Raw genomic sequence first — 13,120 nt, 5'->3', positions numbered from 1 at the left:
ATATGACACAAGAAAAATTTTCACAAAAATCGTTAACACACGCTGATATTCCGCGTGCGACATATCATATTCCGAAAACATCTACCCATTTAATTATGGAAGAAGATGTAGATGCGGCTTATTTCCGCGCTCTCGAACAACAAAATGTTTTTTTAAACGAAAAACAACTAGAAGCCGTGCGCACAACCGAAGGTCCTGTTCTCACACTAGCTGGTGCTGGAAGCGGGAAAACATCTGTTTTAACAACTCGCGTTGGTTATTTAGTAAATGTAAAACAAGTTCATCCACGAAATATTTTATTACTTACATTTACACAAAAAGCAGCTGAAGAAATCCGAAGTCGTGTCGCGAAGTTACCAGGTATGAATCATGCAGCAAGTAGCTACGTTGTTGCTGGTACATTCCACTCTGTTTTCTTAAAATTGCTTCGTAGTCAAGGGTATAATCAGCAAATTTTAGCAAATGAAAAACATAAACAAATTATGATAAAGAAAATCTTAAAAGAATTGCGTTTAAAAGACGATTACGATGCGGAAACGATGCTCGCAATGATTTCACTTGAGAAAAACAAATTAAATCGTCCGAAAGATGTAAAAGCGAAAACACCAGTGGAACAAGAATTTAAAGAAGTATATGAACGTTTTGAAGAAGTAAAACAACGATACAATTATATTGATTTCGATGACATCTTATTGGAAACATATTATATGTTAGAAAATAATGCTCCTTTACTAACTCAATTACAACAACGTTTTCACTACATTGAAGTAGATGAGTTTCAAGATACATCGTATGCACAATATGAAATTGTAAAATTGTTAGCCACGCCAAGAAATAATTTGTTCATCGCAGGTGATGATGATCAAGCTATCTATGGCTGGCGAGGGGCAAGTCACCAAATTATTTTATCTTTTCCAAAAGAATTTGATAACACAACAATCATTGCACTAAATACGAATTATCGATCCAATCCCTTTATCGTCGGGCTTGGAAATGAAGTTATAAAATTAAATCAAGAACGTTTTGATAAAGAGCTATACTCCGTTCGTGAGGAAGGTGTACAACCTTTTTATGCAAGACCTGCTACAACTCTTGATGAAGCAAATCAAATTTTACAGCTCATTCAAGAAAAAGTAGATAGCGGTGAACGAAACTATAAAGATTTTTGTTTACTGTATCGCACACATTCTGTAAGTCGTTCGTTACTTGATCAACTTACCATTCATAAAATCCCGTTTATTAAACACGGGGCAAGCCAATCATTTTATGAACATTCTTTAATTAAGCCTGTATTAGATCATTTACGACTCGTGATTGAGCCGTTTCGACTAGAATCACTTTCAAACATATTACCGACGATGTATATCGGACGTGATGATTGTATTTCATTTATTGAACGTGAACAATGGAAATATGGTGAAGGCCGTTTTCCTTCTCTTCTTCATTTCTTACTATTAAATCCGAGCTTAAAACCTTTTCAAGTGAAAAAGGTAAATGAACGTATTGATTTTATTAAATTTATTAAAGAATTAGAACCGAAAAAAGCATTAAAAGAAATCATTCATGGTAAAGGAAAATATTTAGAGTACTTACAAAGTAACGATCGTTCTTCCTTTACGATGCATAAAGACATACAAGAAGAAATGTTGGAAGAATTAATGGAGTCTGCAACTCGTTTCACCGATATTCCAGCTTATTTACAATTTATTGACGAAGCGATTCAAGGTCAAAAAGAAATGGAAGCATTAAAAACAATGCCGCAAAAAGATGCCGTTTCACTTATGTCAATTCATAACGCAAAAGGCCTTGAATTTCCATGTGTCTTTTTACTTGGAGCGAGTGATGGGATCCTGCCGCATACTTCTTCTTTAAAAGATGCAAATGATCGTGTTACGGAAACTTCTGAAGCATTAGAAGAAGAACGCCGATTACTTTATGTCGCCATTACACGTGCGAAAGAAGAACTGTACATTTCTTCTCCGCAATTTTTCAGAGGAAAGAAATTAGATATATCTCGTTTTTTATATACTGTGCGAAAAGACTTACCTGAAAAGACATCCACTAAATAAGGATGTCTTTTTTTTATAATGCGTTATGTACATCCCTCCTATATAAATTCCTTGTTTTTATCATAAGAATTAACGTAATATCAGCCATATCCCACTCATATTGTAATAGTGTATGTCAGAACTCACGAGAAGGAGTGAACATAATGAGCTGCAATTGTAATGAAGATCATCAACATGAGTGTGATTTCAACTGTGTATCGAATGTCGTTCGTTTTATACATGAACTGCAAGAATGTGCAACGACAACATGTGGATCTGGTTGCGAAGTTCCATTTTTAGGTGCACATAACAATGCATCAGTAGCTAATACACGTCCTTTTATTTTATACACAAAAACTGGAGAACCTTTTGAAGCATTCGCACCATCTTCAAGCCTTACTAGCTGCCGATCTCCAATTTTCCGCGTAGAAAGTATAGATGATGATGACTGTGCTGTATTGCGTGTATTAACTGTAGTTTTAGGTGATGGTACCGCTGTACCACCTGGTGACGACCCAATCTGTACGTTTTTAGCTGTACCAAATGCAAGACTAATATCAACCTCCACTTGTCTGACTGTTGATTTAAGTTGTTTCTGCGCGATTCAATGCTTACGCGATGTTTCTATATAAAACTAAATACTGATTTAAGCATGGATTGGGTGGCAGAATTATCTGCCACCCAATCCATGCTTAAAGAGTATTATTATGTAAATTTCTTAAAATTGGGAACTTGTCTAGAACATAGAACCTGTCCTTTTCATTAACTGAAAGTAGAAACAGATAAAGGAGTGAAAAACATGTTCTCTTCTGATTGCGAATTTACTAAAATTGATTGTGAGGCGAAGCCAGCTAGTACACTACCTGCCTTTGGTTTTGCTTTCAATGCTTCTGCACCTCAGTTCGCTTCACTATTTACACCACTATTATTACCTAGCGTAAGTCCAAATCCAAATATTACTGTTCCTGTAATCAACGATACAGTAAGTGTCGGAGATGGCATTCGAATTCTACGAGCTGGTATTTATCAAATCAGTTATACATTAACAATTAGTCTTGATAACGTACCTACTGCACCAGAAGCTGGTCGTTTCTTCTTATCATTAGGTACACCAGCTAACATTATTCCTGGATCAGGTACAGCCGTTCGTTCTAACGTTATTGGTACTGGTGAAGTAGACGTATCCAGTGGGGTTATTCTTATTAACTTAAATCCTGGTGACTTAATTCAAATTGTACCAGTTGAGTTGATTGGAACTGTAGACATTCGTGCTGCAGCATTAACAGTTGCACAAATTAGCTAGTAAAAAGCGGTATTTCTAATACAGAAATACCGCTTTTTATATATAATAAAAAACACTCACAGTAGCATGAGTGTTTCATTCTTCATATTGTTTTATTGTGTTCTTCTTTTTCCCACAATTGCATCCCTTTTTCTTCACAAATCCTTGTTGTTGTAATTGTTCTTGATATGCCTGTTGTTGTGCTTGGTGTTGTTGCTGTATATGATACCACTGCTGCAGGTCATATGAATTCTGCCTTGGATTATTGCTCACAGCAAACATCTCCTCTACTGTCAATTCTGTCTATTTACTATATGAACAACTCTTTACTTCCGTTCCCTCATTCTTTTAAACTCCGCTTTTTCTCGTATTATGAAAATATATTATTCTCCCATAAAATATCCTGTAATTGTTTCAATGATTGCTGCTGCTCCTGCAATGGCTAATAATGCAAGTAACGGCTCCGCAACGATAGGAATCCAATTATATAAAACTAATAAAAAAGCACTAACCCATACACCTGTACACCAATAACAGCTTAATAATTCGCCAATCCACTTTCTTAATCCATTACCTTTCACTTTTGTAAACGTTGATACACTTCCATCCGGCTCCGTAATCTCTAATTCATCAATAAATGGTCTTCGCAAAAAGGCTGTTATTTTATCATATACAATTAAACGAGTGAGCCTAAAAGCAGCTAACGCAAAAATAAAAAATAAAAGCCAGCTTGTAAACAGCATAATTCCACCTTCCCTTATCCTCTTTCGCCTATTTAAAAAAAAAGGTCTTGAGATTGTGACCAAATCTCCTCGACTCCAATATCTTATTAATGTAAATACAAACAAGAAGATAAGGAGTGACATTAATGAGTTGTAACGAAAATAAACACCATGGCTCTTCTCATTGTGTAGTTGACGTTGTAAAATTCATCAATGAATTACAAGATTGTTCTACAACAACATGTGGATCTGGTTGTGAAATCCCATTCTTAGGTGCACATAATACTGCATCAGTAGCAAATACACGCCCTTTTATTTTATACACAAAAACTGGAGAACCTTTTGAAGCATTTGCACCATCAGCAAGCCTTACTAGCTGCCGATCTCCAATTTTCCGTGTGGAAAGCGTAGATGATGATAGCTGTGCTGTGCTACGTGTATTAACTGTAGTATTAGGTGACGGTACTCCGGTACCACCTGGTGACGATCCAATTTGTACGTTTTTAGCTGTACCAAATGCAAGATTAATATCGACAACTACTTGCCTTACTGTTGATTTAAGCTGTTTCTGTGCGATTCAATGCTTACGCGACGTTTCTATCGTAAAGTAAACTAAAAAACTATTGGGGTGGTAGAAGCTTTCTACCACCTTTACATATTTAAAAGCCGGCCATACTAATCGATTGGATATCATCTATAGACAACCTAATATCTCTCATACTATTTTGCGGCATAATAGATACAATGCCATTACGATACGATATGATCGATCCAATATAAGAAACTGTAGCTGTTTTTATTCTGCACCTTACTTTCGGAATGTAATGAGGGCGGTTTAGTAAAAAATGAATTTTTTCATCATTATTCATATCCTTAAATGATTTATTATACGGGACAGTTCTTACTGGTTCTGGTTCTTGCTCTTCTTGTTCTGCATGTTCTTCTTTTTCCTCTTCTTCTATTTTTTCTTCCACTTGCTGCTCTTCTTGTTGTTCTTGCTCTAATACCTCTTCCACAGCACTGCTTACAATATTTTCTTGTCTATTACTTTGCTCTTTTTGATCTTCATTTTCAAAGTTTGTCAGGATAATCCTTTTTATTTTCGGTGCAGCAAGTTCTAAACTTACTTGCGCAATATATAACAACGGTTTTCCAACTGTTGAACTTTTATTTTTATTCTTCACACTCGTCCCTCCCACTTCCATACGTAGCTGAATAAATCGTGTACTATTATAGTTATATTCATCACGTGGTAAGAACTTTCGTTAAAAATCGTTCTTTCTCAGAACAAATAAAAAGGACAATCTCAGCATTTAGAGATTGTCCTTTAAAAATTAATATTATATTTATCCTAGGATATGATACCCTGAATCAACGTGAATGTTTTCTCCTGTTACTCCACGTGCTAAATCACTGAATAGGAATACTGCTGTATCGCCAACTTCTTCTGGAGTTGTTGTACGACGAAGTGGTGCGCGCTCTTCAATTTCTCTTAAGATTGAGTTGAAATCGCCTACACCTTTTGCAGATAACGTACGAATTGGTCCTGCAGAAATAGCGTTGACGCGAATACCATGTTGACCTAAATCGTTCGCTAAATATTTCACGCTCGCTTCTAATGAAGCTTTCGCAACACCCATAACGTTATAATTTTTCACAACGCGCTCGCCGCCAAGGTATGTTAATGTTAAAATATTTCCGCCTTCTGTCATTACTTTCTTCGCTTCTCTTGCTACAGCTGTTAAAGAGAATGCACTAATATTTTGTGCAAGTAAAAATCCATCGCGAGAAGTATCTACAAATTCACCTTTTAAGTCATCGCGATTTGCAAAAGCAATACAATGTGCTACACCGTGAATAGTACCTACTTCTTGTTTAATTGTTTCAAAGCAAGCTGTAAGTTCCTCATCATTCGTTACATCACAAGGTAATACAAGTGATTCTTGTCCTTCTAATGTGTCCGCTAATTCACGAACATTTCTTTCTAAACGTTCTCCTGCATATGTGAATATTAATTTTGCACCTGCATTATGCAAAGAGCGAGCAATTCCCCATGCAATACTTCTTTGGTTCGCAACGCCCATAACAACAAATGTTTTCCCTTGTAATAGTTCCATGATATATCCTCCCAGAAATACTTATACTTGTTATTAGTACCTGATACTATAATTATAGTACCATAAAACCGCTTAAAGGCAAACAAAAAAGTCATTAACAGAAATTTGTTAATGACTTTTGGTTTCTATAAAAAACCGCTCTAATCCTTCTTCCCAAGACGGCATTTGTAAAAAACCATTTAATCGTAGCATGTTATGTTGAAAGATAGAATATTTTGGCCTCGCAGCTGCAGCCCCGAATTCTTCCGTTGAAACAGGTAATACATTCACTTTCATATTTGTATACGAAAATATCTTTTGTGCAAATTCAAACCAAGAGCATGAGCCTCTGTTTGATACGTGGTATGTACCGTATAAAGAAGTATGAATGAGCTTATTAATAACCATATTTAAATCCGCCACATACGTAGGCGAGCCAACTTGATCCGCTACAACAGATATTTCATCTCTTTCTTTTCCTAATCTCATCATCGTTTTCACGAAATTATTTCCATATTTACCATATAGCCACGATGTGCGAACGATAAAATATTTATTATGTAACTCTTTGACGAACTGCTCCCCCGCATACTTAGAGGCTCCATATATATTTATCGGCGCTGGACTATGAAATTCGTCGTATCCATCTGGTCTGGCACCTTGAAATACATAATCAGTACTAATATAAACTAGCTTCGCTCCTACTAATTGTGAAGCAACCGCTACATTTCGAGCTCCGATTGCATTTATTCTATATGCAAGATCCTGTTCTTTCTCCGCATGATCTACTTTCGTATAAGCAGCACAATGAATAATTATATGTGGTTTTATTTCTTGTACCACTTGTTGTATTCGGGATATATTTGTCACATCTAATAACTTTTTATCAAATGGATATATATCATATTCTTCAGAATCTAACTCTTCAAATAGTTGCTTTCCTAATTGACCGTTTGCTCCTGTTATGATAACCCTCTCTTTCATTTAACATGCCCCTTACTGGTCTTTTAGTGGTTTCCACCATTCCTTATTCTTTTCATACCATTTCACCGTCTCTTGTAATCCTTGTTCAAACGTATATTTCGGTTCCCAATCAAATTCATTCTTCATTTTCTCTGCATCAATCGCATAACGACGATCGTGCCCTAAACGATCTGTAACATATTCAATGTCTTTTTTTGTTTTTCCTAAAAGAGTAATAATTTGTTCCACAACTTCTACATTTGTTTTTTCATTATTTCCACCTATATTATATACTTCTCCTACACGTCCCTTATGCAGAACAACGTCAATCGCACTGCAATGATCCGTTACATGTAACCAATCTCTTACATTTAAACCATCACCATATAACGGTAGTTTTTTTCCTTCCAATGCATTCGTAACCATTAACGGAATTAATTTTTCTGGATACTGGTACGGCCCATAATTGTTAGAACAACGCGTTACTATAACCGGTAATTGATATGTTTTATAGTAAGATAAAGCTATCATGTCCGCGCTCGCCTTACTTGAAGAATATGGACTATTTGGAGCTAACGGCGTTATCTCTGTGAACTTCCCTGTTTTCCCTAAAGAGCCATACACTTCATCCGTTGATACTTGCACAAGTTTTATATGCGAATATTTTTTAACTAGTTCTAATAAAGTGACCGTCCCAATTACATTTGTATCATAAAAAGGAATCGGATTTTCAATACTACGGTCCACATGTGATTCAGCTGCAAAATTTACAATCACTTGTACGTCTCGCTCTTTTATAACGTGTTCTAATAGCTCTCCATTTTGAATTTCTCCTTTTACAAAAGAGTAATTCGGGTGATCCTGAAGAGACTTTACGTTATTTAAATTCCCGCTATATGTTAATGCATCGTAATTAATAATTTTATATGTTTCATAACTTTGTAGCATGTAATGAACGAAATTACTTCCAATAAATCCAGCCCCACCTGTTACTAATATATTCATAAACAACGCTCCTACTTAAAAACTATCTTCATATTCCTCTAGTAATGGTAATATCTGGTCCTTACCAGACAATATAGGATCGGTTACTGGCCAAGGAATTGCTAAATCTTTATCTTCCCAAAGTAATCCTGAGTCATGCTCTGCGCTATAATATTCATCTACTTTATACATAACGATAGTATGCGGGACAAGCGTGCAAAATCCATGCGCAAACCCTTTTGGCACTAGCAATTGTCGATGGTTATCTGCACTTAAAATATACCCTTTCCATTGTTTAAATGTTGGTGATTCTTTTCGCAAATCAACGATAACATCATAAATTGCCCCGTGCATAACTTGAATGAGTTTCGTTTGTGCCTTCGGTTTTTTTTGAAAGTGTAGTCCCCGAATCGTTCCTGCCTTAGCCGAATAAGATACGTTATCCTGTACAAATGAATACGTAATCCCTAATGTTTCTAGCACCTGCTTATTATAGCTCTCTGAAAAAAAGCCACGCTCGTCTCCAAACAACCTCGGTTCTAACAATTTTGCATCGGTAAAATTTGTTTCTACAACTTTCATATTCTCACCTATTCTCCGTTAAACTGTTTCCCAAAATTAATATCCCGTGCTAACGTATTTGCCTTTTGAAGAGAAGCATGAGTTCCCGCATCAGTCCACCAGCCGCTCATTTCATTATAAGTAAGTACCCCTCGTTTTAAATACCAATTATTTATATCTGTAATTTCAAGTTCTCCCCGTGCAGAAGGTTTTAATTCTTTAATATAAGAAAATACTTTCGAATCATACAAATAAATTCCCGTAACCGCATAAGAACTTTTCGGCTCTTTCGGCTTTTCTTCAATTTCAACTATTTTTCGGTTTTGAATATGTGCTACGCCAAATCTTTCGGGATCTTCTACAGATTGCAATAGCACTTTCGCACCTTCTTTTTGATTTGCAAACTCTTCAACATACGGAAGAATATCATCTGAAAAAATATTATCCCCTAATATAACTACCATACGATCATTCCCGACGAAATCTTCACAAAGCCCTAACGCCTGTGCGATACCGCCTGCTTTATCTTGCACACGATACGTAAAGGACACGCCAAATTCATGACCACTCCCTAAAAAGCTAACAACATCCCCCATATGCTCTTTACCTGTAATAATCATAATATCTGTAATATCGCATTGTTTTAGCTTATATACCGCATGATAAATCATCGGATACCGACCAACAGGAAGTAAATGTTTATTCGTTACTTTCGTTATTGGATATAATCTCGATCCAGTTCCACCTGCTAAAATAATTCCTTTCACTTTGCATCTCTCCTTTATGATGGAGATAATATATCTTTGTAATGTTCTACAAACACTTTCCGGTACTTCTCATATGTATCCGCATCAAACTCATCCCCGTTGTAATGAATACACCATAAATTTGCTTGATTTGGGATACCGATTAAATAACCAGCCCTTTGAAACTCTAAAGACTGTGACACATCATAAAAGTGAAACCCTTGAAACAAATCTTCTCGCCACGGAATATCATACTGCGTTGCCATGAATAAACCATCAATTGCCTGAACTGACAAAAATGGTTGATTACCATAAAAAACCTGATCTAAATTTAATAATTGATAATTCTGTCTTCTATACTCAATCACTTTCCCTACTAAATTTTTTCCTTCCCACCATATCCCGTTATTCGGTAAAAACTGAGCCCCAGCGACTCCTATTAAACCAAGCTTTTCATTTTCTTTAAAAAGAGATATAAGTGTAGAAAACATGTCTCGATTAATAAGATATGTATCTTGATGTATATACACTTTGTATTTCGCTGGATATGAAAGGGCTCCGTTGTATGCACTTGCCATACTTTGCGCATCTCGTATCGGAAAAATTTGCACGACATAACCAGGGGGAACAAAAATGTTTCTTATTTGGCTCTCACATTGTTTGAAAAGCTCTTCATTATTTACACAAACAACGACTAATATTGTATGATTTTTCATTTTTGTCCCCCCTTTTATTCTTCCTTATTTACATCTGACATATAGTGTTCCACAAATATTTTCCGATACTTTTCATAGTTCGTCATATTCACATCAAAATGATAATGGATACACCAAGCATCGCGCTGTACAGGTACACCGACTGTATATCCTGCTTTTTTAAATTCAAATGATTGAGATACATCATAAAAGTCAAATCCGTCAAGTAAGTCTTCTCGCCACGGAACATCATATTGTGTCGCCATTAATAAACCGTCAATACATTCTACAGGAATAAATGTTTTTGATTCGTGATACGGTTGTTCTAAACTTGCCATATAAAACAAATCATTCATATAGCCAATGACCTTTCCTACAATTCCACGCCCTTCATTCCATACACCAGTTGGAGGAACATATTGCGCTCCAACCATCCCAATCATACCAAGATGTTCATGTTCCTCAAATAATTGAAGTAATCCGTATAAAAAGGCTCTATTTATAATAAAAACATCTTGATGTATATACACTTTATACTTCGCTGGATGCGAAATGGCTTGATTGTATCCACTCGTCATACTTTTCGCATTTCGAATCGGCATAAATTGAACAATATACCCTGGAGGTACTAACAATTGCAATATATGTCGCACGCAGTTTGCATACAATTTCCGATCATTTATACATGTAACAAATAATATGGTTTTGTCTGCACCACTCATAATTGTGATTTTTCAGCTTCAATAATATACTGAAATACAACTGTCTCAGCCATGAAGCCACTTCCAAGACGATATTTTTTACAAATTCCATATAACTCCTCAATAAGCGGCTCATACATTTTGTGATCAACATATACACGATCTACTTTACTAATAACATATCCTGCTTTTAAAAACATTCTTAGCATTTCATTAAATGTAAAAAAACGAATATGTGTTTTATCTAATAAACCATATTCTGTATACGTCCAATTTCCAGCAAGTAAAGGCGCTAATACTGAAATATGAGCAATATTCGGTATACTAGCTAAAATCACACCATTTTGCTTTATATATGGCTTAACCTTTTCAATCACAGCCCACGGATTAAATAAATGCTCTAATACATCTCCAAATATGACGCAATCAAATTGCTCCTCTTCATAAGGAAGATCTATTTTTTCTATATCACCTAAAATAACATGATCAAGTCTTTCCTTCGCTTTTTCTGCCGCCTCTGGGAATGCCTCAATTCCTGATACACGTGTGCCGTTTTCTTTAATAACTGCTCCCAATGCACCACTCGAGCAACCAATATCAAGAACTTCTTTCCATTCCTTTTTTATATGCTTCAATAAATTTGGGTTCGCTGCATTATAATAATGCTCGGATTTTTCTTCATATAAAGAGCTTTTTTCGCGATTCATTTCACACACTCCTTATGCAATTTGAATTTGAAATATAAATCTCATATGAATTTTATAAAGTGCAGATTTTGTTCATCCCCCACTGATTATTAACCCGCAAATAGCAGTATAAAATTTTTATCTATATTGGTTACGTTACTGATACTCTAATATATAACCAATCTATTAGAGTTAGAATAACGATAAATCATTTCTACAAAAAACGAAACCTATTACGCTTTATATGGTTTATCAAAAACTCCACGAAAATATTTACGGTTATATTCAATTGCAGCATTATTCGGAACATAAGAAGCTGCTAATTCATTGTAATAATACGCTTTATCCTGCTCCCCTAACCTGCTATAACAAATGCACATTTGTAAATAAGGTAGCCATGTGTAGCTAGCAGGACTATGGAAAGGACTCTCTGTTGCCATTGGTACTTCCGTTGCAAGTTTAAACCAAAATATCGCTTCATTATATTTTTCTTGTTCCATATACATATATCCTATTCTTGTACAATTCTCTCCTCTAGGGACGTCATACCGAAACGACTTCACACAAGATTCGATTGCCTTCTCCCACATTCCGAGCTTCGCATAGCAATCTCCTAACTTACCACATGCATAAATTTTCTCTTCATACCATCCTTCGTCTTGATTAAGAAACGTTTCATAAAGAAGAACTGCATCATCATATTTTTGGTTATCCGTAGATTCATTTGCGTAATAAAATAAATCCCTCGCACTCAATTCTTCCCCTGCAGCTACAGTATTTTGAAAAATTTTCAAATTACGATTTGTTACTTTCTTTTCTTTTTTATGCGTAATAGCAACTTTACTACTAAAAGTCTCACCCGCAATAGCTAAATACTCGTGAACCTTTCCAAACCATTGAAATTGTTTTTCACGCTTTACAAGTCGATTTCTTTTTGTACAATATAAAGGTTTCCCGTTAGAATCCATCGTAAGATGATAAGGCATCGAAACAGCATCAATTTTAGGATCTAATTCTATTTTTAAGAGTTTCAATGCTTCTTGAGCATCTTCTAATAATACGTCATCTGCATCTAGCCACAATATATACTCTTGCGTCGCTTTTGAAAAAGAAAAATTTCTTGCTGCCGCAAAATCATCAATCCACTGGAAATCATATATGTTAGAAGTGTATTTCTCTACGATTTCTTTCGTTCGATCGACGGAACCTGTATCCACTACTATAATTTCATCTACAATTTTCTCGACTGTGTCTAAACAACGGGCTATTGTCTCCTCCTCATCTCGAACAATCATACATAAACTAATTGTAATTCCTTGCTTGTTCAACATAATCACCCTCTTCCAAATCAATCATATGTTATACATATACTAAACTTTCCATTTTTTTAAATTGTTCAAGTAGTTTAAGATTTCTTTTCAATAATTCAAATGTCCGTGTCATTTTCTTTCGGTTTTGCATCTACTATATAATGAACGCTTTATGGAGGTGAATTTATGTCAAATAATAATTATTCAGATGGATTAAATCCCGATGAATCTTTATCAGCTAGTGCATTTGACCCTAATCTTGTAGGACCAACATTACCACCGATACCACCGTTTACTCTTCCGACTGGACCGACTGGACCTACGGG

17 protein-coding genes are annotated in these 13,120 nt (G+C 35.5%); 5 read left to right on the top strand and 12 right to left on the bottom strand.

What is annotated here, in order from left to right:
* Positions 1–2: 2 nt before the first annotated feature.
* The 3 genes from MR170_RS13330 (at position 3) to exsF (ending at position 3,351) form a co-directional block, all read left to right on the top strand.
* Entirely contained in the window at positions 3–2,069 is a 2,067-nt protein-coding gene (locus MR170_RS13330; RefSeq protein ID WP_016082444.1) for an ATP-dependent helicase, read from the top strand.
* Between the two features lie 143 nt (positions 2,070–2,212).
* Complete coding sequence (gene cotY / locus MR170_RS13325) at positions 2,213–2,680, top strand: spore coat protein CotY (RefSeq protein ID WP_016082445.1); 468 nt, start codon at positions 2,213–2,215, stop codon at positions 2,678–2,680.
* A 167-nt stretch (positions 2,681–2,847) separates the two neighbouring features.
* On the top strand, positions 2,848–3,351 hold the full coding sequence (gene exsF / locus MR170_RS13320) for an exosporium protein ExsF (RefSeq protein WP_016082446.1): 504 nt from the start codon (positions 2,848–2,850) through the stop codon (positions 3,349–3,351).
* A gap of 75 nt (positions 3,352–3,426) precedes the next feature.
* Here exsF and MR170_RS13315 read toward each other — a convergent pair whose 3' ends face one another.
* Together MR170_RS13315 and MR170_RS13310 are read right to left on the bottom strand one after the other, a co-directional pair.
* Entirely contained in the window at positions 3,427–3,612 is a 186-nt protein-coding gene (locus MR170_RS13315; protein ID WP_029948404.1) for a hypothetical protein, read from the bottom strand.
* A gap of 101 nt (positions 3,613–3,713) precedes the next feature.
* A complete protein-coding gene (locus MR170_RS13310) occupies positions 3,714–4,073 on the bottom strand; it encodes a DUF1360 domain-containing protein (RefSeq protein WP_000899664.1) in 360 nt (119 codons plus the stop codon).
* Positions 4,074–4,198: 125 nt separating this feature from the next.
* Here MR170_RS13310 and exsY point away from each other — a divergent pair, with 125 nt between their 5' ends.
* Positions 4,199–4,663, top strand: a complete 465-nt coding sequence (gene exsY, locus MR170_RS13305) for an exosporium assembly protein ExsY (RefSeq protein ID WP_001277739.1) — start codon at positions 4,199–4,201, stop codon at positions 4,661–4,663.
* A gap of 48 nt (positions 4,664–4,711) precedes the next feature.
* Here the strand turns inward: exsY and MR170_RS13300 are convergent, their stop codons facing one another.
* The 10 genes from MR170_RS13300 to MR170_RS13255 form a co-directional block, all read right to left on the bottom strand.
* A complete protein-coding gene (locus MR170_RS13300) occupies positions 4,712–5,257 on the bottom strand; it encodes a spore coat CotO family protein (RefSeq protein ID WP_080117245.1) in 546 nt (181 codons plus the stop codon).
* A 141-nt stretch (positions 5,258–5,398) separates the two neighbouring features.
* The gene (gene fabI, locus MR170_RS13295) at positions 5,399–6,169 is read right to left on the bottom strand and encodes an enoyl-ACP reductase FabI (protein ID WP_000421885.1); all 771 of its coding nucleotides are present in this window, start codon (positions 6,167–6,169) and stop codon (positions 5,399–5,401) included.
* Between the two features lie 108 nt (positions 6,170–6,277).
* Positions 6,278–7,132 carry a dTDP-4-dehydrorhamnose reductase gene (gene rfbD / locus MR170_RS13290; protein ID WP_088114575.1) on the bottom strand — a complete coding sequence of 285 codons (855 nt, stop codon included), beginning with the start codon at positions 7,130–7,132 and terminating at the stop codon, positions 6,278–6,280.
* Positions 7,133–7,144: 12 nt separating this feature from the next.
* The gene (gene rfbB / locus MR170_RS13285) at positions 7,145–8,116 is read right to left on the bottom strand and encodes a dTDP-glucose 4,6-dehydratase (protein ID WP_016082449.1); all 972 of its coding nucleotides are present in this window, start codon (positions 8,114–8,116) and stop codon (positions 7,145–7,147) included.
* A gap of 15 nt (positions 8,117–8,131) precedes the next feature.
* A complete protein-coding gene (rfbC, locus tag MR170_RS13280) occupies positions 8,132–8,677 on the bottom strand; it encodes a dTDP-4-dehydrorhamnose 3,5-epimerase (protein ID WP_050842875.1) in 546 nt (181 codons plus the stop codon).
* A gap of 8 nt (positions 8,678–8,685) precedes the next feature.
* Positions 8,686–9,423, bottom strand: coding sequence for a sugar phosphate nucleotidyltransferase (locus MR170_RS13275; protein ID WP_000676160.1), 738 nt, complete (start codon positions 9,421–9,423; stop codon positions 8,686–8,688).
* A gap of 14 nt (positions 9,424–9,437) precedes the next feature.
* Positions 9,438–10,118: a glycosyltransferase family protein gene (locus MR170_RS13270; RefSeq protein ID WP_242308416.1), complete on the bottom strand. Its 681-nt coding sequence runs from the start codon at positions 10,116–10,118 to the stop codon at positions 9,438–9,440.
* A gap of 14 nt (positions 10,119–10,132) precedes the next feature.
* Positions 10,133–10,819, bottom strand: a complete 687-nt coding sequence (locus MR170_RS13265) for a glycosyltransferase family protein (protein ID WP_242308415.1) — start codon at positions 10,817–10,819, stop codon at positions 10,133–10,135.
* The gene (locus tag MR170_RS13260) at positions 10,816–11,505 is read right to left on the bottom strand and encodes a class I SAM-dependent methyltransferase (protein ID WP_242308413.1); all 690 of its coding nucleotides are present in this window, start codon (positions 11,503–11,505) and stop codon (positions 10,816–10,818) included. The genes MR170_RS13265 and MR170_RS13260 overlap by 4 nt, the downstream gene beginning before the upstream one ends.
* Before the next feature lie 212 nt (positions 11,506–11,717).
* A complete protein-coding gene (locus tag MR170_RS13255; protein WP_242308412.1) occupies positions 11,718–12,815 on the bottom strand; it encodes a glycosyltransferase in 1,098 nt (365 codons plus the stop codon).
* A gap of 165 nt (positions 12,816–12,980) precedes the next feature.
* Here MR170_RS13255 and MR170_RS13250 point away from each other — a divergent pair.
* A partial coding sequence (locus MR170_RS13250; protein ID WP_141543581.1) for an exosporium leader peptide-containing protein occupies positions 12,981–13,120 on the top strand: 140 nt, incomplete at its 3' end.

This window comes from Bacillus cereus group sp. BfR-BA-01524, from assembly GCF_022662595.1.
GTDB lineage: Bacteria > Bacillota > Bacilli > Bacillales > Bacillaceae_G > Bacillus_A > Bacillus_A thuringiensis_S.
Note: the sequence above shows the minus strand (reverse complement) of the source record. Positions and strands in the feature narration are given on the sequence as shown.